This is a genomic window from Terrisporobacter hibernicus, from assembly GCF_020809405.1.
Taxonomy (GTDB): domain Bacteria; phylum Bacillota; class Clostridia; order Peptostreptococcales; family Peptostreptococcaceae; genus Terrisporobacter; species Terrisporobacter petrolearius.
This window is the reverse complement of the sequence record NZ_CP081135.1, coordinates 1,051,479-1,073,519: the sequence shown is the minus strand read 5'-3', so window position 1 is coordinate 1,073,519 and position 22,041 is coordinate 1,051,479. Positions and strand designations below refer to the sequence as shown.

The 22,041-nt window shown below is 28.0% G+C and carries 16 protein-coding genes; 11 read left to right on the top strand and 5 right to left on the bottom strand.

Annotated features, from left to right (window positions below):
- The first annotated feature begins 10 nt into the window (after positions 1 to 10).
- From JW646_RS05170 to JW646_RS05160, 3 genes are all read left to right on the top strand, one after another.
- Complete coding sequence (locus tag JW646_RS05170) at positions 11 to 1,099, top strand: cysteine protease StiP family protein (RefSeq protein WP_148558369.1); 1,089 nt, start codon at positions 11 to 13, stop codon at positions 1,097 to 1,099.
- 1 nt (position 1,100) lies between these two features.
- Entirely contained in the window at positions 1,101 to 1,889 is a 789-nt protein-coding gene (locus JW646_RS05165; RefSeq protein ID WP_228416829.1) for an HAD hydrolase family protein, read from the top strand.
- Positions 1,890 to 2,017: 128 nt separating this feature from the next.
- Positions 2,018 to 2,440 carry a hypothetical protein gene (locus tag JW646_RS05160; RefSeq protein WP_148558371.1) on the top strand — a complete coding sequence of 141 codons (423 nt, stop codon included), beginning with the start codon at positions 2,018 to 2,020 and terminating at the stop codon, positions 2,438 to 2,440.
- An 83-nt stretch (positions 2,441 to 2,523) separates the two neighbouring features.
- Here the strand turns inward: JW646_RS05160 and JW646_RS05155 are convergent, their stop codons facing one another.
- The gene (locus JW646_RS05155) at positions 2,524 to 3,462 is read right to left on the bottom strand and encodes an alpha/beta hydrolase (protein WP_228416828.1); all 939 of its coding nucleotides are present in this window, start codon (positions 3,460 to 3,462) and stop codon (positions 2,524 to 2,526) included.
- 215 nt (positions 3,463 to 3,677) lie between these two features.
- On the opposite strand from JW646_RS05155, the gene JW646_RS05150 reads away from it, so the two are divergent.
- The 5 genes from JW646_RS05150 (at position 3,678) to JW646_RS05130 (ending at position 15,262) form a co-directional block, all read left to right on the top strand.
- A complete protein-coding gene (locus tag JW646_RS05150; RefSeq protein ID WP_148558372.1) occupies positions 3,678 to 5,147 on the top strand; it encodes an NAD(P)/FAD-dependent oxidoreductase in 1,470 nt (489 codons plus the stop codon).
- Positions 5,147 to 6,382: an NAD(P)/FAD-dependent oxidoreductase gene (locus tag JW646_RS05145; RefSeq protein ID WP_331478062.1), complete on the top strand. Its 1,236-nt coding sequence runs from the start codon at positions 5,147 to 5,149 to the stop codon at positions 6,380 to 6,382. Before JW646_RS05150 ends, JW646_RS05145 begins: the two co-directional genes overlap by 1 nt.
- Positions 6,379 to 6,741 (top strand): DUF1667 domain-containing protein, encoded by a 363-nt coding sequence (locus JW646_RS05140; RefSeq protein ID WP_148558373.1) that lies wholly within the window; start codon positions 6,379 to 6,381, stop codon positions 6,739 to 6,741. The genes JW646_RS05145 and JW646_RS05140 overlap by 4 nt, the downstream gene beginning before the upstream one ends.
- A gap of 204 nt (positions 6,742 to 6,945) precedes the next feature.
- Positions 6,946 to 11,253 carry an Ig-like domain-containing protein gene (locus JW646_RS05135; RefSeq protein ID WP_228416827.1) on the top strand — a complete coding sequence of 1,436 codons (4,308 nt, stop codon included), beginning with the start codon at positions 6,946 to 6,948 and terminating at the stop codon, positions 11,251 to 11,253.
- Positions 11,254 to 11,335: 82 nt separating this feature from the next.
- On the top strand, positions 11,336 to 15,262 hold the full coding sequence (locus JW646_RS05130; RefSeq protein ID WP_228416826.1) for an Ig-like domain-containing protein: 3,927 nt from the start codon (positions 11,336 to 11,338) through the stop codon (positions 15,260 to 15,262).
- Positions 15,263 to 15,615: 353 nt separating this feature from the next.
- Here the strand turns inward: JW646_RS05130 and JW646_RS05125 are convergent, their stop codons facing one another.
- Positions 15,616 to 18,066: an MFS transporter gene (locus tag JW646_RS05125; RefSeq protein WP_228416825.1), complete on the bottom strand. Its 2,451-nt coding sequence runs from the start codon at positions 18,064 to 18,066 to the stop codon at positions 15,616 to 15,618.
- Between the two features lie 87 nt (positions 18,067 to 18,153).
- A complete protein-coding gene (locus tag JW646_RS05120; protein WP_187359321.1) occupies positions 18,154 to 18,636 on the bottom strand; it encodes a MarR family winged helix-turn-helix transcriptional regulator in 483 nt (160 codons plus the stop codon).
- 263 nt (positions 18,637 to 18,899) lie between these two features.
- Here JW646_RS05120 and JW646_RS05115 point away from each other — a divergent pair, with 263 nt between their 5' ends.
- The gene (locus JW646_RS05115) at positions 18,900 to 19,700 is read left to right on the top strand and encodes an NAD(+)/NADH kinase (RefSeq protein WP_148558378.1); all 801 of its coding nucleotides are present in this window, start codon (positions 18,900 to 18,902) and stop codon (positions 19,698 to 19,700) included.
- 92 nt (positions 19,701 to 19,792) lie between these two features.
- On the opposite strand, the gene JW646_RS05110 is transcribed toward JW646_RS05115, so the two are convergent.
- Complete coding sequence (locus JW646_RS05110; protein WP_228416824.1) at positions 19,793 to 20,128, bottom strand: hypothetical protein; 336 nt, start codon at positions 20,126 to 20,128, stop codon at positions 19,793 to 19,795.
- 1 nt (position 20,129) lies between these two features.
- Positions 20,130 to 20,426, bottom strand: a complete 297-nt coding sequence (locus JW646_RS05105; RefSeq protein WP_228416823.1) for a DUF2089 family protein — start codon at positions 20,424 to 20,426, stop codon at positions 20,130 to 20,132.
- Positions 20,427 to 20,914: 488 nt separating this feature from the next.
- On the opposite strand from JW646_RS05105, the gene rpsD reads away from it, so the two are divergent.
- Together rpsD and JW646_RS05095 are read left to right on the top strand one after the other, a co-directional pair.
- Positions 20,915 to 21,508 (top strand): 30S ribosomal protein S4, encoded by a 594-nt coding sequence (rpsD, locus tag JW646_RS05100; RefSeq protein WP_228416822.1) that lies wholly within the window; start codon positions 20,915 to 20,917, stop codon positions 21,506 to 21,508.
- 117 nt (positions 21,509 to 21,625) lie between these two features.
- Complete coding sequence (locus tag JW646_RS05095) at positions 21,626 to 21,931, top strand: DUF1540 domain-containing protein (RefSeq protein ID WP_228416821.1); 306 nt, start codon at positions 21,626 to 21,628, stop codon at positions 21,929 to 21,931.
- Positions 21,932 to 22,041 lie beyond the last annotated feature (110 nt).

Here is a 22,041-nt window from a genome sequence, read left to right as displayed (position 1 = left end):
GGAGAGATCTATGGGGGAATTTGGCACATATTCAAAAGATGATGTGATTTTTTTATTAAAAGATATTTCTAATTTAATAAAAGAAGAAGGTAATAAAGAAAGAGAAATGAAAATTCAAAGTGGGACTCATTACTCGGAAATGATACCTATTGAATATAATGTAAGTCAAAAATATTTGAATTTATATTATGAAAAACTAAAAGCTACAAAGGAGAAATTAGCTTTTGCAGTAGGAGTAATGAGTGAAAAAATAGTAAAGAAAAATGGATCTAATGTAGTTTTAGTATCTTTAGCAAGGGCTGGAATTCCCATAGGAATTTTAGCTAAAAGATACATAAAAGAAAAACATAATATGAACCTGCCTCATTATTCTATATCAATAATAAGAGATAAAGGAATTGATATGAATGCAATTGATCATATATTAAAAGTGCATCCTAATTCAAAGATCCAATTTATAGATGGATGGACAGGAAAAGGTACTATTTGCAAAGAACTAGACAAAGCTTGTGAAGATTTAAGATTAAAATATAATGTGGCGTTTGATTCTACTTTGGCAGTACTTGCGGACCCTGCTGGGTATTCTGGATTATATGGAGTTAGGGAGGATTTTCTAATTCCAAGTGCATGTTTAAATTCAACTGTTTCAGGTCTTATAAGCAGAACTGTACTTAGAAAAGATATAATAGGCGAAAATGATTTTCATGGAGCTAAGTACTACAAAGAATTAAAAAAACATGATGAATCTATAAAATATCTTGATACAATCTGTGATTGTTTTAAAAATCAACATGAAAATATAGAAAATCAAATAAAAAATTGGCAAAAAGATATAATAACAAGACTTGCCGATGAAGATGTTAGAATAATAAAAGAAAGATATAACATAAAGGATATAAATTTTATAAAACCAGGAGTAGGTGAAACTACAAGGGTTTTACTTAGAAGAATTCCATATAAAATACTAGTAAAAGATATAAATGATAAAAACTTAGATCATATATTTGTTCTTGCAAAAGAAAAAAATGTTCCAATAGAAGAAGTTCCTTTAAAAGGATATAGTTGTTGTGGAATAATAAAAAACATGAAGGATGTATAAAATGGTTATTTTTTCAGATTTAGATAGAAGTATAATTTACTCAAGTAAATTTTTAAAAGACTTAAATGAAAATTATTATGAATGTATAGAAGAAAAAGATAATAAAGATATATCTTATGTATCTTTAAAAACAATGGAAATTTTAAAAAAAATAAATGATAATACTTTATTTATACCAACAACAACTAGAACAAGAGAACAGTTTGAAAGAATTAACTTTAATAAATATAATATAAATTTTGATTACGCAATTACTAGTAATGGAGGATGTATATTAAAAAATAATAAACCACTGTTAGGGTGGCAGGAAGAAGTAGAAAAAATAAAAAAATCATCTGAATCCATTGATGTAATGTTAGATTTATTTGATCCATATACAAAAATAAATGGCATTACTAATTTTAGAGTAGCAGAAAAATTGTTTTTTTATATAGTTGTTGACTTTGAAAAATTTGACATAATGAGCTTATATAATTATATAGGGATATTAAATAATAAAAATTGGATCCATTATATTAGTGGTAGAAAAATATATTTTCTACCAAAAGGAATTACAAAAGAAGGTGCAATTGAGTATATTTGCAAAATTGAAAACATAAAAAATTTTGCTGTTATAGGCGATTCTAATATGGATATGGGGATGTTAGATATAACAGATAATGCTTATGTACTTAAGCATGGAGATATAAATCATGATCATATAAAAGGACAATTTGTTAGGAGTAAGGAAGATGGTATAAAAGGTACAGAAGAAGTACTTTTAAATTTATTAGAAAAAATATCATTATAAAGTTTAAATATAATGGGGTTGATAAATGGAGGGTAAAATGAATTTTATTTTAATAATGAGTGTTATGCAGCTAGTTATTGGTATAGCCCTATTTACAGTGGGTATTGTGGCTAGAAACTCTTCAGGTCATGAAAATAGAAAAAGATAATGGATTGTATGTTGAAGATGATGAATCACAGTGTACTGTTATGGACTTTGACTTAAGATATGAGGGGAAAAAGCCAATAAAGCTTGTTGATGAAAATAGAAGTTTTAGTGACTTATGTGGCTTTACTACTATTGTATCATCAGATAAATTAAAAGATAATGAGTGTGAATATGAATTTTTTATAGAAGATGGTATGGATTCTGAGATTATACATAGTGAATACGCATATAATCTACCTAAAGTAATTAAACCTGGAACTAAAATTAAGAATATTGTTTATCCTATAACAATTATGGGAGATGGATATGATGATATTCCTGTGAAAGATATGAATATACAAATGGAGACAGGGGTAAAAATGCAACATGGCGGTAAGAATATAAGAGAAAATATAAATAAATAGTAAAAGGAACTGTTGTATTAATTATTAATATAACAGTTCCTTTTTAATACTATGAAATTTACTTTTGCTATTTGCTTATGTATTTAATATTTAATATATTCTTTTAAAAATTCATTAATAGTTGACCAATAAAATTTAGGTTGAGCCAAATCTGAATTACTGTGTTGACCATCTTTTATACTTACTTTTTCCTTTTCAGAGCTAGTGGCATTGTACAATTCATTCATCATAGAAATAGGAACAAATTTATCCTTATCACCATGAAGATAAAGAATAGGCGTTTTTGATTTTTTTACTGAATCAATGGCAGAGGCATCTTTTAAAGAATAACCAGCCCTTATTAAAGTTACCATATTAGTAAAATCAATTATGGGAAAAGAGGAAGAATTAGAATAGCTTGCTATTTCATAATCAAAAATATCGTATACACATGTGTAAGCACAATCAGATATTATAGCTTTAACGTTGGATGGCAAATCTTCACCAGAAGCCATTAAAACAGTGGCACCGCCCATAGATGTACCGTAAAGTACTATTTCAGATTTACTGTCATCCTTTATTATACTGTTAGTCCAATCAATTATGTCCATCCTATCATCCCAACCCATTCCTATGTAACTTCCTTGGCTTTGTCCATTACCTCTTAAATCTGGTATTAGAACATTATAGCCCATCTCGTAAAAGTGGAGAGCTTTTCTACTAATAAATTTTCCCTCTTCTCCATATCCATGAACAACAATAGCCCATTTTGATGTTTTTTTAGGTTGTTTAACTACATATGAATGCAATTTTAAGTTGTCAAAAGAAGTTATATATTTATCTTTATAATTAGACTTTTTTGTTAACCAGTTTTCGTTATCATAAGAGCTTTTATATGTATAGTCAGCATAAATTGCATTTTTAGGAGAACTGGCGCTAATCACTACATTAAAAAGTAAATTACCAATAAAAGTACCAATACTAATACCTGAAATTAATATTACAACTAGAATTGATAATAAAAATTTTTTGAACCTTTTCATAATATACTGTCCCACCTTGAAATTATAAAATAATTAATCTGAATATATAGTTAATTGTAGTAATGATATTATGTTTTATCAAGGAAAATAAATTTAATTGATAATGTGATTAAAACAAACTACTTTTCTAATATATAAAAATTATACAAACTATAAAAACTAAAAATAAAATTGTGATACACTTATATCAATAAGTTAAAAATGGGGGGAAAAAAGTGAAGAATACATATGACATTGCAATTATTGGAGGAGGAGTTGTAGGAAGTTCCATTGCGAGGGAGCTTTCAAAGTATAATTTAAGTACCTGTGTATTAGAAAAAGAGTTAGATGTATGCTGTGAAACTAGTGGAAGAAATTCTGGGGTTTTACATGCAGGATTTAATAACAAACCAGGCACTTTAATGGCAAAATTTTGTGTAGAAGGAAATCAAAAATTTGATGAAGTTGCTAATGAACTTGATATCCCTTTTAAAAGAAGCGGAAAACTAGTAGTTGGTTTTACCCATGATGATAAAGAGAAGCTAATACAAATGAAGGAGCAAGGTGAAGCAAATAATGTTTTTGGCCTAGAGATTATAAATAAAGATAGGATTAAAGAATTATCACCTTTTATAGAAGGGGAATTTGCACTATATTCTCCAAGTACTGGTATTTTAAATCCATTTATTTATACGATTGCCATGGCAGAAAATGCTGTTGAAAATGGGGTGAATTATTTCCTAGGCAATGAAGTTTTGAATATAAAAAAAGAAATATGTGAAGATAAAGAGATTTATGAAATTAAAACAAATAAAGGAACTTATAAATCTAGATGGATTATAAACTCTGCAGGGTTAAATAGTGACAAAGTCGGTAAAATGTTGGGTATTAAAGAATACACTATACATCCTTGTAGAGGAGAATATTTTATATTAGATCAAAAGGCAGGACAGTTTTTAAATATGCCTGCATATCCAGTGCCAAACCCTAAGGCAGGAGGGCTTGGAATACATTTAACGCCTTCAATTGATGGGAATGTATTTATTGGACCGAGTAGCGAATATATAGATGAAAAAGATGATTATTCTGTAACAAAAGATGTTATGGATCTATTAATAGAAGATGGAGGAAGGATTTTTCCTCATATTAAAAAAGAACATTTTATAAGAAACTTTTCAGGAATCAGACCTAAATTAGTAGGGAAAGATCAAGGTGGATATGATGACTTTAAAATAGAATTAAGAGAGGATATACCAAATTTAATAAACTTAACAGGAATAGAATCACCTGGACTTACAAGTGCAGTTCCCATTGCAAAATATGTAGTGAGTTTATTGTCACAAAAAGAATCTCTTAAAGAAAATCCACATTTTAATAAATATAGAAAAGGAATTACATGTTTCAACGATCAACCTTTAGAAATAAAAAGAAAATTGATTGAAGAAGATGAAAATTACGGAGAAGTAGTCTGTAGATGCGAAACTATAACAAAGGCTGAAATATTAGAGGCTATTAATAATCCTTTGGGAGTGGATACTGTCACAGGAATAAAATACAGAACTCGTGCCATGATGGGAAGATGCCAAGGAGGTTATTGTCAAACAAGAATAGCAAATTTAATTAAAGAAGAAAAGAACAAAAAGGAAGAAGAAATACTCTACTGTAGAAAAGATTCAAATATGTTTGTTGGGAAGGTGAGAGTATAATGACTATAAAAAAAGATGTGATAATAATTGGTGGAGGACCAGCAGGTTTAGCAGCAGCAGTAAAACTAAAAGAATGTGGAATAGACGATATAGTAATAATTGAAAGAGAGAAAAAATTAGGAGGAATCCTTCGACAATGTATTCATGATGGCTTTGGATTAACTAGATTTAAAGAAACTTTAAGTGGGCCAGAATATGCACAAAGGTTTATTGATGAAGCAAGACAAAAAAATATTGAGTGTATTGTGGATACTACTGTTATAGATTTAACTCATGATAAAAAAGTAATTGCTGTAAATAAGAATGGACTATTAGAGTATGAGGCTAAAGCTGTTATTTTGACAATGGGATGCAGAGAAAGGACTAGGGGTGCCATAAGTATACCTGGTAGTAGACCGGCGGGAGTATATACTGCAGGAGTGGCTCAATCTTATATAAATTTACAAAATACTATGGTAGGCAAAAAAGTTATTATTTTAGGATCTGGCGATATAGGTTTAATAATGGCAAGACGTATGACTTTAGAGGGGGCAAAGGTGGAAGCTGTATTTGAGATACTTCCTTATGCAAGTGGACTTCCTAGAAATATTTCTCAATGTTTAGATGATTACAATATTCCTCTGTATTTAAGCCATACTGTTACTAAGATTAAAGGTAAATCAAGAATCGAAGGCATAAGCGTAAGTGAAGTAGATGAGAATATGCAAATAATTGAAGGTACACAAAAAAATTATGACTGTGATACTTTAATTTTATCTGTGGGCTTAATTCCAGAAAATGAATTATCTTTAAAAGCTGGAGTTGAGTTAGATAATAACACAAAGGGACCTATTGTAAATGAAAATTATGAAACAAGTGTAGATGGGATTTTTGTAGCAGGAAATGTTCTTCATGTTCATGATTTAGTTGACTTTGTTTCTTTGGAAGGGGAAAGATTGGCTACATCTGTAACAAATTATATAAATAATAACAAGCTTCCAAAGTGTGAAATAAATATAATAAAAGATAATAATATAGGCCATACAATACCTCAAAAAATTAGTGGAGAGAATGATTTTGTATTATCTATGAGAGTTAGAAAACCGATTAAAAATGCTGTAATAGAAATATTGCAAGACGATAATATTGTAAGAACTATAAAAATGAAAAAAGCTATTCCAGCAGAAATGATTCAAATTAAAATTAATAGGGAGAATATAAAATCTAAATCAGATTTAAAGGTGGTAGTAAAATGAGAAAGATATTTACTTGTATAGTTTGCCCAAATGGTTGTGAAATAGAGGTAGACTTAGACAATGATAAAATAATAAAAATTGAAGGGGCTACTTGTAAAAAGGGGAAAGAATATGTAAATCAAGAATTAACTAATCCTCAAAGAAATATAGCCACTTCTGTTAAAGTAATAAATGGAGATTTGGAAATTGTAAGCGTTAGACTAAGTAACAGCATACCAAAAAACAAAATATTTGATGTGATGAATGAGGTAAAAAATACTAAAGTTGATGCACCTGTAAAAATAGGTGATGTGATAAAACCTAATATTTTAAACTTGGGAGTAGATCTTATTGCTACAAAAAATATTGATTTCGCATAATAATTTACATATTTATAGTGCGGAAATAAAGTCATTATGTTACACTTTAATTGAATTAGTTTGAAAATTAACCTTTTTGTAGAATGATAAATTATAGAAAATTAAAATAGGAATAATTTTAATCAGGAAGATTAAAAATGTATAGTCAGAAGGCTCACTTAAAAGTGGGCCTTTTTTGATTATAAAATTGTAGGGGGGATGAATATGAAAATGCCAAAGTTTTTGGCTAAATTACTAGCAGTAGTGTTAGTTGCAACAAACATACAAACAGTAAAATCTAGTGCTCAACAAGTTGATAATAAATCAACAATAAAAAGAGAAGAAAGTGTGGAGGGTAGTAAAAACCTAGAAAAATTAGACCAAGGCAAGGAAAAAACTGATGATGTAGGTAAATTAGAGTCAGAACTACAGAAATTTTTATTATTACATTTACCTAAAAGTTTTGATGATGAAAATTTTACGGATAAAGATGAATTATTAAAAAATGTATCAAAGGCAAAGGAGCTAATTAAAGAATTACAATCTGTAGGAGTTAAAAATGAAACCATAGAAGGATATGCAAATTATGCAGGTATCGGCTTCGCATTAGGTAAAGTGGATAGAATTCTTTTAGAGTATGATTATATATTTGGTTTTATTAGAGAAGAAGATAATTCGGGAAATTATGCAGATGTTACTTTAGAAGATAATAATACTATCAATATGAAAGTTCTAAAAAATGAAAGAATGGGAGAAATATTTGATGGGCATCATCTTGTTGAATATATATTAAACTATGGTTCACCTGCACCTATGCAGGCAGATGAATTTAACATAGCTGGAATTACAATAACACCAGAGCCAAGTGGCAGTGACCCGGGAATAGGAATTACAAGCGTAGTAGGAAAGAGAAACTTACTTTATGCTTTTACTAAATTATCAGAAAAGACTTATGTATGTGGATGCAAAGAAATAACAAACCCTATAACTAGTACATATTTATATGATTTAGTAGGAACTTCTTTTACCACAACTTATAAGGGAAAAACATATACAATAAAATTTACAGCAGATAATGCAAAAAAAGAAATGATAACTAGAGAAATTAAATCTTTTGAAAACTTAGATAAAGATTACTATACATCTAGCTCATTTAAAAAACTAAGTGAGGCCATAGAGGTAGGAAAGAAAGTAGTTAATAATGAAGATTCTACACAAGAAAAAATTGACGAGATATACAAAAATATAATAGATGCAAAGAATAATTTAGTACCAGCCAAAACATATACATTAGAAACTTTAAAAGCCTTCATAGAAGATGTAAAAGGAATGGACAAGTCTTCATATCCAACATCTCTTTTAAACACAGTATTAGAAACTTTAGAAGAAGCAAAAGCTGTAGCAAATAAAAATGATTCAACAGAAGAAGAAATAACTAAAATTACTACAAAGTTAACAATGGATGTAAAAAACTGTGAAAATGGTAAAAGGAAAATACAAAAACTTAGAGACGTACTAAAAACACTCCCAGCAAATGATGAAGAATCTAAAAAAATTAAAAATAAAACAGAAGCAGAAAAATTACTAAAAAATTATATAGAAGCAGAACTAGAAGCTAGAACTATAGGCATTAGTGATGGAGATATAAGTGCAATACAAAGAGAGTATGGGGATAGACAAAAGATTATAGATAAAAGAGTTGCTGATATGAATGAAGGATATCAAGTAGTAGATCAAATTAGATATTTACTTGATATGGATTATAGTATTAATAGTGAAAATATTAATTCACCAATACTTATAAGTGATAAAGATATAGACTTATCAACAAATGAAATAATAATAAATGTAGCAGATGGTTCAAAAACACTAAGAGAGACAATGGTGTCAGGTGGAATAACAAGTAGATTCCAATCAGATACCAAAAAAGCATTTATAATGTTAAATAAGTTAGAGATAAATGGAATATCTATGTCTGGTATTTATACTGGAATTAACTCTACTTCTGACAATTCAACAAAGAAAAAAATACGCGAAGCAATACAAAAATACACAGGAATAAATGATTATGAAAAAATAACATTAGGTGATTTAAAAAATAAAGAATGTAAAGTTACATTTGGTAAACAAGTTTATACTATTAAATTTAAATATGCTATAGATGAAAGTGTTCTCAAAGAACAATATTTCTTAGCTCAAACTGATCAATACCAAAAAACAGATTATTTTAAAACGACTTATGATGCTACTTTACTAAAAACTCTTAATAATACAGTAAAAATAGTTGGAGAATTAATGGATGGTCATTTTAATGGTACAGCAGAAGGCGAAAAACAAGAAATAGCAGAAAGTTTATATAAAGCTATGTCAGAGTGTAGAACTTGGAACAATCAATTTAAAACGTTGAGTATAGGCCTATTAGACTTACCAAATGATGAAGAGTTAGAAAACATGCTTCCAAGAGCATCAGTAAGAACTGAACTAACTAATAAAACTAAAGTAATAAATAGTGCTATAGAAAAATTGAAAAAAATTGGCGTATCAGATGACATGATAAATCAAATATCAAATTATGATAGGCTAACAAAAACAGAAGCTAGAAATGAAGTTTTAAAATCTTTAGTTTTTGCAAATCCAACTCTTGCAAAACTTCCTAAAGATGAAGATGCAGCATATGAATTATTTACAGATGCACAAATAGCAACATTAAGAAATAACCTAAAAGCATCACAAGACAAAATTGCTGAATTAAGAGGAACAGGCATAAGTAAAAAAGATACTTGTAATATGTTAGACTACTATAGAATCGCAATTTCTCTTGAAAGATTAGCAGATGAAGACGATATGTTGAATGCTTTGAAAGTATATTCATTGATAAAAGAATTACCAGAGAAAATTACTCTAAATGAGAAAGAAAAAATAGAGTTAATTAGAAATACTTATGAAAATTTAAGTGAAGAGGAAAAATCCTATGTGTCAGAAGAAACCCTTGATAAAATTGTAAAAGCAGAATCAGATTTAGAAAATTCAAAACTAAAAGATATAGAATTATTAAATATAGAAGAATTGTTATCAACTGACAAAGTTATAAAAGGAAAAACAATAGAAGGAGCAACAATAAAAGCTTATGTAGGCGATATACAAATAGGTGAAACAGTAAAAGCAAGTAAAAATGGAGATTTTGAAATACCTATATCAAAACAAAGTTCCAAAATTATAATAAAAATTGTTGCAACAAAAGATGGATATAATGATAAATCAACTGAAATAAAAGTAGTTCAAGGAATAGATATTTTTGAAACAGAACTGACTGTAGATTCTATAAAAGCTACTTCAGATGAAATAAGTGGTAGAGGACAGGTAGGGGCAACAATTAAAGCTTATGTTAATGAAAAGCAAATAGGAAAATCTCTACTTGTAAAAGAAGACGGAACTTATAGTATTTCAATACCAAGACAAAATCCTTTAACTGAAATAAAAGTAGAAATGAGCATGGAAAACACTCATAGTGTTTACAAAACAATAAAGGTAGATGAATTACAAAATATAGACAAATTAAGTGTAAAAGAAGTATTATCCACTTCTACAACAATAAAAGGAACGACAATAGAGGGAGCAACAGTAAAAGCTTATGTAGGAAAAACTCAAATAGGAAAGACATGCAAATCAAATCAAAAAGGAGATTTTACAATATCCATTCCAAAACAAAGGGGAAATACAAAAATAAAAATAATTGCAACAAAAGATGGATACAAAGAAAAATCGAAAGAAATTAAAGTAAGTAAGGTAGTGTACAATTTTACAAAAGAACTTACAATGAGTTTAGTAAGTCCAACTAGCACAAAGATAACAGGAAAAGGTCAATCAGGAGCGACGATAAAAGCTTATGTAGATGGAAAACAAATAGAAAAATCAGCAAAAGTAAATAGCAAAGGAAATTATACTATTTATATTCCAAAACAAAAGAAATATTCAAAGGTAACAGTTAAAATGAGCAAAGAAAACTATAATACAGTTTCTAAGAGTAAAACAGTATTAAATATTTTCTCAAAAAACCTTATTTTAAATACTATAAATATTAAATCAAAAAAAATAAGTGGAAAAGGTCAATCAGGAGCAACAATAAAAGCTTATGTAAAGGGAAAACAAATAGGAAAGTCAGTGAAAGTAAAAGCTGACGGAACATTTAGTATTACAATTCCTAAGCAAAAATCAAAGACTATAATTGATTTAAAGATGAGTAAAAAAGGATATACAACTGTTTGTGAAAGTAAAAAAGTATGGAAGTTATTTAGTAAAGCATTAAAAGTAAATTCAGTTAGTAGAAGTTCAACAAAGATTACAGGAAGTTGTCAGAGGGGAGCAAGGGTAAAAGCTTATGTAAATGGAAAGCAAATAGTAAAAACTGCGGTAGTTGACAATAAGGGTAACTATAAAATATATATTTCTCCTCAGAAAAAAGGAACTAAAATAACTATTAAAATGAGTAAGACAGATTATAAAACAGTATCAAAGGTTGTAATTGTTAAATAAAGTATTAGAAAAATTAAGTACAAGACTATTTATTAAATAATCTTGTACTTAATTACATTATTACATATTGGGGTTGAGAAAAATGAGAGAAAAATTTTATAAAATAATTAGTTTATTGCTAAGTATAACTTTTCTTTGTCCAAGTATTACATATGGAAATAAAAAAGAAGTTTCTACTTATAAAGAAGATGAAATATTAGTAGCATTTAAAGATTCTGTAAAAGAAAAAAAGGCTTATTCCATTGCAGAAAATTTAGATAGCAATGTAGTTGAAAAAAATAAAGAAGATAACTATTATATTGTAAAAATTGACGATGATGTTAGTGTAGATGAAGCCATAGATAAATTTGAAAAAAATGATAGTGTGAAATATGTTCAACCTAATTTTATATATAACTTAGAGGAGGATAATAAAATAACTACAAATGATCCGCTTAGTCAGTATCACATAAATCAAATTAACTTAGATAAAGCATGGTCATTAATAGATGAAAAATCTCAAAATATAAAAGTTGCAGTTATTGACACAGGAGTAGATCCAACTCATAGGGATTTAGTTAATAACATAGATAGTGCAGTGGATGCTATGAATGATTTTAAGCCGTTGAGTAAAGATACAGCTAATCATGGTACCCATGTTTCGGGAATAATAGCTGCACAATGCGATAATAACTTAGGGGTAGCAGGTGCAGCATATAATAAAGCAGACTTAATGGTAATAAATGTTTTTCAAAGAGTAAATTACAAAAATATAGTTTATACAAGTGATTTAATTAGAGGGTACAATTATGCTGTAGAACATGGTGCGCGAGTTATTAATATGAGTTTAGGGAGAATTGGTATAGATGAGCATTATGATTATATTTTAGAAGATGCTATTAATAATGCAAAAGATAAAGGTGTAGTAACAGTTTCTTCTGCTGGGAATGAATGCTCCTCTGAACCTCATTATCCTTCAGATTTTGAAGCGTGCATATCTGTAACAGCAACAAATCAAAATGATAAATTTGATTATACATATTCAAACTATGGTCCTCAAAAAGATATAGCAGCGCCAGGTACAAATATTAGAAGTACAACGCCAAAGGATACTTATGGATATAATAGTGGAACATCTATGGCAAGCCCAATTGTAAGTGGGGTAGTTGCTTTAATGCTCTCTAAATCACCGTCTTTAAATGTGGAAGAAATTAAAAATATACTATATTCTACTGCTGTTGATTTGGGAAAAGAAGGAAGAGATGATGAGTATGGATGGGGAAGAATAAATCCTTATGAAGCGATGCTAAAAGTAAGTAAAGGAATTGTAAGTTCTACTGATATAAGTTTAGATAAGAAAGAAATAAATATAAACAAAGGAGACAAAACAACAATTAAAGGAAGCTTAACTCCTAAAAATACAACAGATATAATAAGTTGGTCATCTTCAGACGATTCTATAGCAGAGGTAGATGATAAGGGAGTAATTAAAGGCATAAGTGTTGGAGATGTAGTAATTACAGCAAAATCAACCAGCACAGTAAAAGCTACATGTAAAGTTAGTGTTAAATCTCCTTTAGAAAAAATAAAATTAAATAAAAGTAGTGAAACTTTAAATAAAGGTGGAAAAAGTAAGTTACAAGTTACATATAATCCAGAAGATACCACTGACAGCAAGGAAGTTGCTTGGACTAGTTCTGATGAAAATATTGTAAAAGTTAATGATAAAGGTGAAGTCATTGGTGTAAATCCAGGAAGTGCAATAGTTACAGCTAAAGTCGGTGACTTACAATCATCCTGTAAATTTACAGTTTTATCACCTCTTTTAGATATAAATTTAGATTATCAAGATATAAGTTTACAAAAAGGTACTAGTGAAAAACTTACTTTAAATTATAATCCAGTTGATACTACTGACAATAAAAATGTATCCTGGATTAGTTCAGATGAAAATGTAGTGACAGTTGATGAGACTGGCAGTATAAGTGCTATGAGTACTGGCACAGCACAAATTACTGCCACAGTTAATAATAAAAAATCTACATGTAATGTTAAGGTAGAAGATAATAATTCTGTAAAGTTAAACATGAGTAGTATTTCTATAAACAAAAACAAAGAAGTTAAATTAAAAGCTCTAGATGAATTTAACAATGAAATAAGAGAAAATATAAGTTGGTCATCTTCAAATAAGTCCGTAGCAGATGTTGATAACACTGGAAAAGTAATGACAAAGTCACAAGGTAGTACAATTATTACTGCAAAAATAGGAGATTTAACCTTATATTGTACTGTTAATGTATTGTCTCCTCTTTCAAGCATAAATTTAGAAGACAAATATGTAACATTAAATAGAGATAAAGAAAGACAATTAAATTTAAATTTTAGCCCAATAGATACAACAGATAACAAAGAAGTAGTATGGACAAGTTCAGATAAAAGCATTGTAAGTGTCAGTAAAGAAGGTATAATTAAAGGTCTTAAATCAGGGAAAGCAGTTATAACTGCACAAGTTGGAAATTTACTATCTTCCTGTGAAGTAAATGTAAAATCACCTTTAATTAATATTTTTATGGATAAAGAAAAATTACAAGTAAATAGGTCAGAAAGTGAGCAATTAAATATTACTTATAATCCAATTGACACTACAGACAGTAAAGATATAGTATGGACCAGCTCAGATGAAAATATAGCAACTGTAGATGATAATGGAAATGTAAAAGGAATTTCCTTAGGAAACGTTATTATCAGTGCAAAAGTTGGAGATAAGACTGCCAAAAGCATTGTTAAAGTTGTAGCGCCTATAAGAAGTATAGGATTGAATAAAAAGGAAATTACATTAGAAAATCCTAATGAGGAAACATTAACACCAATATTTTATCCTAATGATACTACAGATGATAAAAATGTAAAGTGGAAGAGTTTAGATGAAAACATAGCTATTGTAGATAAAAATGGAAAAGTAACACCTATAGGAAGTGGAATTACTGTAATAGAAGCTACAAGTTCCAATAATATGGTAGCTAGATGCACTGTAACAGTAAATATGAAATTATTATCCATAGAATTTCCACAAAAAGAAGCAGAGATATATGTAGGTGATAATTATATTCAACAACTAAACTTTAACCCAAGTAGTATAAAATCCGACAATATAGAGTGGTACACATCAAATCCAGACGTAGCTACAGTAGATGGGAATGGGAGGATTACAGGCAAGTCTAAAGGGCGTTGTGAAATCATAGCAAAGGTGGAAGACCTTAAAGCAACATTTAAAATAAATGTATTATTGAAACAAATAAATAAGTTTACTGTAAATAGTGCTATAACAGATTCCTCTAGAACTATAATTAAAGGAAGTGGTGAAGTAGGATTTAATATTAGGGCATATATAAACAATAAGCAAATTGGGTCAAGTTCTAAAGTTAAATCAGATGGAACATATATTTTAAGTATTCCAGCGCAAAAACCTAGTAGTAAAATCACAGTAAAAATTAGTAAAAGTGGATATTCAACTAAAATAAAATCTATTTATAATAAAACTAAATTTATCAACAAATTAGAAGTAAACTCAATAAAAACTAGCCATACAAAAATAAAAGTAAAAGGATCTGCTGGAGCAACAGTAAAGGTTTATGTAAATGGAAAACAAATAGGAAAATCATCAACAATAAAAAAGGACAAAACCTTTGAACTTACCATTCCAAAACAAAAACCTACAACTAATGTTGAGATAAAAATGAGTAAAAAAGGATATGTAACACAATATGTGAGAAAAAAAGTTTTGAAAGTATTTACTGCTAACTTTACTATAAATAAGGTGAAAAATACACATACAAAAATTACTGGTAGAGGTTCAAAAAACTCAAATATAAAAATTTATGATAAAAGCAAATTAATAGGCAAAGGTAGAGTAAATGAGAAAGGTTACTATAGTATTAAGATTCCTAAGCAAAAACCAAATAAGAAAATTACAGTAAAAATGAGTAAGGATGGATATGCAACTTTATTAAAAACTATAATAGTAAAATAAATTACATTAAATAAAATCTGTTAAGAGTATTTATTTAATATGTATATAAAGCTATTAAATATTTATATATTACATATAAAATAGGATTCCTAAATTTGTAGGAATCCTATTTTATAATGAAAACTTTATTGTATCTTACTTTTGAGTAGAATTAACATCTATATATTGGCTATAAACGTAGCCAGTTGCAGAGAAGCTAATCCAGTTACCATAAATTTTTTTAATAAATTGTATTTCATTTCAATTACCCCCTCTAAACTTATTAGATTTGTTATTATTTTAAACAATATAATTCTAACACTTAAATAAGGGTGTAGATAAAAAATAGTTAGATTGTAAATTAATAGTAACAGTTAATTAGATTTTTTATTGTTAATTACAGGTTTATTTTTATAAAAAAGTAATAATAATAACCCTATAATAGACGCAATACCTGTTGTTAAATAAACATTTTTAAATCCTATGTTAAGATTTTTTTGGAATGTATTTTCAATTTGATCACTTCTGTTGTCAATTTCTTTAAGATAAGATTTTTCACCTTCATCAAAAGCATTAGGTACAGATTTTTTCAAAATAATCATTTTATCTTCTAAGGATTTCATAGAACTTAATGTTTCCTTCATTGATGTTAATGCAGTTTTCATGGAGCTAAGTTGAGATTTCATGTTGTTTGCCTGTACTTTCATAGTGTCAACTTGAGACTTCATAGTATTTACTTTTGTTTTCATAGTATCTACTTGAGCTTTCATAGACTTAAGTTTAGCTGTCATTGAAGCAGTATTACCACCCATTTGACTCATATTATGAGAGCTATTATCTGCAATATCTTTATTATCACCATGAGAGTTATTACTATTGTTTTTCGTAGTTTTAGTACTTAAAGTGCTAGCTTCTACGGCATTTTTGTTAGGATTATAAGTTGTATTATTCATATTTGTTTGTTTATTATCAAGATTTTTCATTGCTAGCTTCATAGCATTATTTGCTTTAATATATGATTGGTTCATTTTAATATAAGCAGAATTTACTTGAGTATATGCGGAATTTAATTTATTATAACCAGCATTCACCTTCGTATAAGCAGTACTTAATTTGTTGTACCCATCATTTAATTTTGAAATAGAATTTTCAATTGATACAACACCTTTGTCTACACCATCAATTCCTTTTTGAACATTATTTTGTATATCTTTAATTACTGATGGAGTCATTTCATCAAACATAGTTTTTGCCATGATTTTAGAGTTGTTAGTTATAGTAGTAACGTCAGAAGTTTTCATCAGTTCAACTACATCATCAGGAACTTTATAGTCAGAATTATTATCATCAAAATCAATTTTAACTGTTTCCATAGACGTAAGGTCAGGCATATCCATATTTTTTAGCTTATCTTTCATTTGAGAATTTGACTTTAAATCATTAAATTCCTTTGTTATTTCATCAGCATAAGGTAATTTTGGAATAGTTATTGTATTAGGCAAATCTTTCATTATTTCATCCTGAATATTAGAACCAGCGTGAGCAATAAAACCTACCATAATAGCTGGAGCTACAGCAGTACCTAATGAACGAACAAGTGAAAGTGTTGCAAGGGCAGAGTTTGATTCACTTTCTTTAGTATGAGATAACATCATATAATTTAATGGAGTACCCATAGTAAATCCAACACCTACACCAATTAGGATTAAACTAATAACAACAGTCAAAGTTGATGGATGTGAAGTAGCTACAATTGATAAGAATAAAGAACCTGCTATGGAAATAAGAAAACCAAATCCTAAAATTAATTTTGCTCCAAATTTATCAATTAATTTACCAGATACAGGAGCTCCAACTCCTGCAAAAACTCCTAATATTATTACAAAATAACCACCGCTACCAGTAGCAATTTTCATTGTGTTTTCACAAAATTGAGGAACAAAAATCATTCCCATAATAATAACTCCAGTTAGCATGGAAATTAATAAAGTTAAAACAATGTTTTTATCAGTAAAATAATTTAAGTTCATTACAGGATCTTCTGCTTTTTTTTCAATAAAAATAAATAATGGAATAAGCACTAAAAATATTATTAAAAAAGGTAATACGTCTGTATTAGTAATAGTAGAAGATATATTAAAAAAGTCTAAATTTTTCAAACTATATAAAAGGGATAAAATCATAATTGTTAATATAAATATACCTGAAAAGTCAATTTTACTTGTGTCAGGTACTTTAGTATTTTTTAGTGTGGTAAATCCTGCAATTAATATGAAAATTGTAATAGGTATATTGATATAGAATATAAATTGCCAATTGTTAGTTCCAAATATGTCTAATATGGCACTTCCAGCAGATGCTCCAAATATATTGGCAATTCCATAGACACCACCTACAAGTCCTAAGGCTAGACCGCGCTTTTCCTCAGGGAAAGTAGTTCCAAACTCAGCAGTAGCTACAGGTAAAATACCACCACCACCTAAGGCTTGAACAACCCTTGCTATAAGTAATAAATTAAAACTTCCTAGGTCTTGAGACAATCCACAAAATAGGGAACCAATACCGAATAATAAAATACTAGTGAGATAAATATATTTTCGACCATATTTGTCTGCTAGTTTTCCCATAATAGGTATACTTACTGCATAGGCTAAGGTATAAATTGTTATCATCCATATTCCTGTTTGATCATTTACACCTAAATTGTTTTGTATTACTGTTCTAGCTGGAGTAACAATTCCAGTATCAATTGCTCCCATAAATATTCCAGCTAAATAAATTATCATAACTAAAATATATCTTGAGTCTTTTTTTGTTTTAGTCATAGTTATTTCCCTCCTAATTTTTGAGCAAAGACAAATCCTTAATTCGATAAAGTGATCAACCATGTAGTTACTCAATTGAAGTAATTTTTAAATCTTATCAGAATTAATTATATTTTCAACCATTTTATCAAGTTGAGACTTTATTAAATCTGCTAATTCCTTGTGGATTCCTTGCAATAAGATGCTATTCCATCCACTTAAAATTTTTAATAAATCAGGTCTTAAATGAATAGCTTTTTCTGTTAATTCAAAAATGTATGACCTACTATCTTCTGGGTTATTTTTTCTTGTAACATATTTTTTATCTTCAAGTGACTGCATAGTCCTTGTCATAACACCTTTATCATAGTGTAGCTCTGATATAATTTCGTCTTGTGTCTTGCCGTCCTTACTACTATGAATTTCATCAAGATCATTTTGTGACATTTTATTATTATGCTTTAAAAAAACGAGCAAAACTAATCCTTCAGCAGTATTTAAATCATGCTTTTTAAGTGATTTTTTTAGATACATTTTAAAGTACTTATCAATTATAAAAATATTTAATCCTACAGCTTTATGTTCAAACATACTCATCTCCTTATTTATTTTAATGTAGTTGCTTTTGCAACTATAATTTTATTATATGATGATATAGTTGCTTTTACAACTAAAAATATGTTAAATTTTACAATAATAAAAGATCAAATACATTTTATAAGTAAGAAGAATTAGTTAAAATACTTAAATTAGGTTATAATATTATTTACCATATTACAAACAAATTTTAATTGGATTATTATGAATAGATAAATATAAAATAAGATTATAGTCGGATTTAGGAAGGAAATGAAATGAAAGGCGTAATTACAATTTCTTATAATGATTTACCAAAATCAATAGAAACTAAAGGAATTTTAGTGGAAGAATTAACTAAAGCAGGTTTTAAAGTAAGTGAAGAAATAGAAAAAGAAACAGAACTGTTGATATCAATAGGAGGAGATGGATCATTTTTAAAGACAATACATAAATTTGATTTTGCTGAAGTCCCAGTAATAGCGATAAACACTGGCCATTTAGGATTTTTTGCAGAGCTTTCACCAGACAAAATCAATGAATTTATAAATAAATACATAAATAAAGAATATTCCATACAGCAAGTATATGCCATAGAAGCAAGTATAGTTACCAAGAAAAAGTGTATAAACATAAGTGCAATTAATGAAATCGTAATAAAAAATACTCAATCAAGAACAGTACACTTAGACTTACAAGTGGATGGAATAAAAATAGAGCATTTTAGTGGAGATGGTATGCTTATATCAACACCAATGGGCTCAACTGCATACAATTATTCAGCTGGGGGAAGTATAGTTGATCCTAAACTTGATTTAATTCAACTAACACCTATTGCACCAATGAACACAAACGCTTATAGATCATTTACGTCAAGTATTATACTGCCAACAACATCAGTTATATCCATAAGCCCAGAATATGATTTTGAGAATTCTATTCTTATTGTAATAGATGGGAAGCAGTATAAGTTTAGTCAAATTGAAGAAGTGAAAATATATAAATCTAATTATAAATTAAAATTATTAAGATTAAAAGGATATGAATTTTGGAATAGAGTAGCAGAGAAATTTCTATAAGTTAATAATTTATAATGGAATTTTGTATTTTTAAATAAGCATAGTAAATAGGTGCCACAGTTTAAAATTATGGCGCCTATTTTTATTTAAGACTAATTTAAATCTTGAATATTCATTTTGTTTATATCATGCTTTTTATTGTATTTATGGCGACAAGCATAGTAAATTGCTACAAGAATAACCGTAGGAATATTATAAGCACAAAATACTATTAAGGCAGCTACAAGTATTGAAGTATCAGGAGTATAAGCAAATAACAGTACAATTAATACAGCCAATATTGAAAATATGATATTTATACCAGGGAGTATAAACCCTAGTTTTTTATTTTCCTTGCTTGATAAAAATATTTGTAAAATAGCTATACCAATTAATATTGCTAAAAATACAATGCTATTTGATACTAGTAAAACTGGTGACATACTCATATTATTTTTTCACATCCTTTATTTTTTTATATTCATTGATTAAAAGCTTTGCAGTTTCAAAGTCTAATTTATCCTTTAGAGCTAATTGTTTGATAAGTGAAATATATGGTTCACTAGGAGTTTTATCATTTAGTTCAATTTTTTGTATAAGCTTATCAAGTCTAAGTCTAACTGTAGGATAAGTGACATTATAAATCCCTGCAATTTCCTTAAGAGATCCTGAGGATAAAATAAATTTTTTAATGAAATTTATATCTTCATCGTCTAAATTTTCTAACCACTTTGGAATATTATCCATAACTAATCCTCCTTATAGTGAAGATGCATTTTAACTTTATTAAAGTGTACTTTAATTATATTAAAAAATAACTTAAAAAACAATAAATGAAATTAAAAAATAAAAAAATAAATAGATGATAATAATTATCATTTACAAAATAATATCATTGTGGTAAAATATAATCAAAGTTGAAAAACAAAAGATTTTTAGTGAAAAATAAAAATTTATAATAAAAGCCATAAAAACACCTTAATATTATGTGAAATATTTTGCTATTGATTTTTTAACTTTTAAAATTACTCTTAATTGTAAAAAAGAATCTGGGAGTCTGCACCCAGATTCTTTTTCTATGTAGAAATCTATTTAATGAGAGAAGTGTATAAATGATATAAAATAACGAGATAAATGTTAATGAAAATCATTTACAATTATTTTATTGAATGATATAATTATCTTGGCTTTAAAAATTATCGCGGCAAATAATAATTTTTAAGGAGATTAAAGCAATGGCAAAAATGATGGGACCAAGATTTAAACAATGTAGAAGGTTAGGACTAAATGTATGTGGACATCCTAAAGCAATGGACAGAGCAGTGAAAGGAACTTGTAGAGCTGATAAAAAGCTTTCAGCTTATGGACTACAGTTATTAGAAAAGCAAAGGCTTAGAGCTTATTATGGAGTATTAGAAAAACAATTTAGAAATTACTACAAAAAAGCAGAAAAATCTAAGGAATCTACAGGTACAGCATTAATTCAAATGTTAGAATGTAGATTAGACAATGTGGTTTATAGATTAGGTATTGCAAACTCTATAAGACAAGCTCGTCAAATGGTTGTTCATGGACATATATTAGTTAATGGGAAAAAAGTAGACATACCTTCATGTGCAGTAAGTGTAGGGGATACTGTTTCTCTAAGAGAAAAATCTAGAAACAATGAAATGTTTAAAACTAACTTCCAAGAAAGATCACTAGTAGTATATCCTTATTTAGCAAAAGATGAAGAAAACTTTGCAGGTACACTTATTAAAATGCCTGAAAGAAATGAGGTACCAATAGAAATAAATGAAATACTAATAGTAGAATTTTACTCAAAATAATAAGTAAATAAAAGACTCAATAAGGTATTATACAGCCTTTTTGAGTCTTTTTTAGTGTCTTAAATATTTTTCTTTATATTGGTAATAATAAGGGATATATATTTAAGGAGGTAAAAAATGCAAAATACAAACTTAAAATGTAATGCTACAAATTGTGCCTTTAACCAACGAATGGAGTGTAGTGCAGGAGCTATAAATATTAGAGGAACAGAAGCTGTTACAACTGATGGAACTACTTGTTCTTCATATGTAGATAGAAATTCTAATTCTTTTACAAATAGTGTGAACTCTGCAAAAACAAATACTTACAATATAAGCTGCGAAGCTTGTAAATGTGCATATAATGAAAATAAAAATTGTACTGCAGAAAATGTAAGCATAGATGCAAATACAGCATCTTGTGACACATTTATTCGTGAATAAAATCAAATTATACTAAGGTCTATCTTTTAACTATTTAAGATAGACTTTTTTCTTGCTATAGAATATCAATTATGTTATCTTTATATAAAGTGAGTAATCACTCATTATAG

Excerpts from the sequence above, each read along its gene's own strand:
- JW646_RS05170 (WP_148558369.1), top strand. The coding sequence starts at position 11 with ATGGGGGAATTTGGCACATATTCAAAAGATGATGTGATTTTTTTATTA.
- JW646_RS05165 (WP_228416829.1), top strand. The coding sequence starts at position 1,101 with ATGGTTATTTTTTCAGATTTAGATAGAAGTATAATTTACTCAAGTAAA.
- JW646_RS05160 (WP_148558371.1), top strand. The coding sequence starts at position 2,018 with ATGAAAATAGAAAAAGATAATGGATTGTATGTTGAAGATGATGAATCA.
- JW646_RS05155 (WP_228416828.1), bottom strand. The coding sequence starts at position 3,462 with ATGAAAAGGTTCAAAAAATTTTTATTATCAATTCTAGTTGTAATATTA.
- JW646_RS05145 (WP_331478062.1), top strand. The coding sequence starts at position 5,147 with ATGACTATAAAAAAAGATGTGATAATAATTGGTGGAGGACCAGCAGGT.
- JW646_RS05140 (WP_148558373.1), top strand. The coding sequence starts at position 6,379 with ATGAGAAAGATATTTACTTGTATAGTTTGCCCAAATGGTTGTGAAATA.
- JW646_RS05135 (WP_228416827.1), top strand. The coding sequence starts at position 6,946 with ATGAAAATGCCAAAGTTTTTGGCTAAATTACTAGCAGTAGTGTTAGTT.
- JW646_RS05130 (WP_228416826.1), top strand. The coding sequence starts at position 11,336 with ATGAGAGAAAAATTTTATAAAATAATTAGTTTATTGCTAAGTATAACT.
- JW646_RS05125 (WP_228416825.1), bottom strand. The coding sequence starts at position 18,066 with ATGACTAAAACAAAAAAAGACTCAAGATATATTTTAGTTATGATAATT.
- JW646_RS05120 (WP_187359321.1), bottom strand. The coding sequence starts at position 18,636 with ATGTTTGAACATAAAGCTGTAGGATTAAATATTTTTATAATTGATAAG.
- JW646_RS05115 (WP_148558378.1), top strand. The coding sequence starts at position 18,900 with ATGAAAGGCGTAATTACAATTTCTTATAATGATTTACCAAAATCAATA.
- JW646_RS05110 (WP_228416824.1), bottom strand. The coding sequence starts at position 20,128 with ATGAGTATGTCACCAGTTTTACTAGTATCAAATAGCATTGTATTTTTA.
- JW646_RS05105 (WP_228416823.1), bottom strand. The coding sequence starts at position 20,426 with ATGGATAATATTCCAAAGTGGTTAGAAAATTTAGACGATGAAGATATA.
- rpsD (WP_228416822.1), top strand. The coding sequence starts at position 20,915 with ATGGCAAAAATGATGGGACCAAGATTTAAACAATGTAGAAGGTTAGGA.
- JW646_RS05095 (WP_228416821.1), top strand. The coding sequence starts at position 21,626 with ATGCAAAATACAAACTTAAAATGTAATGCTACAAATTGTGCCTTTAAC.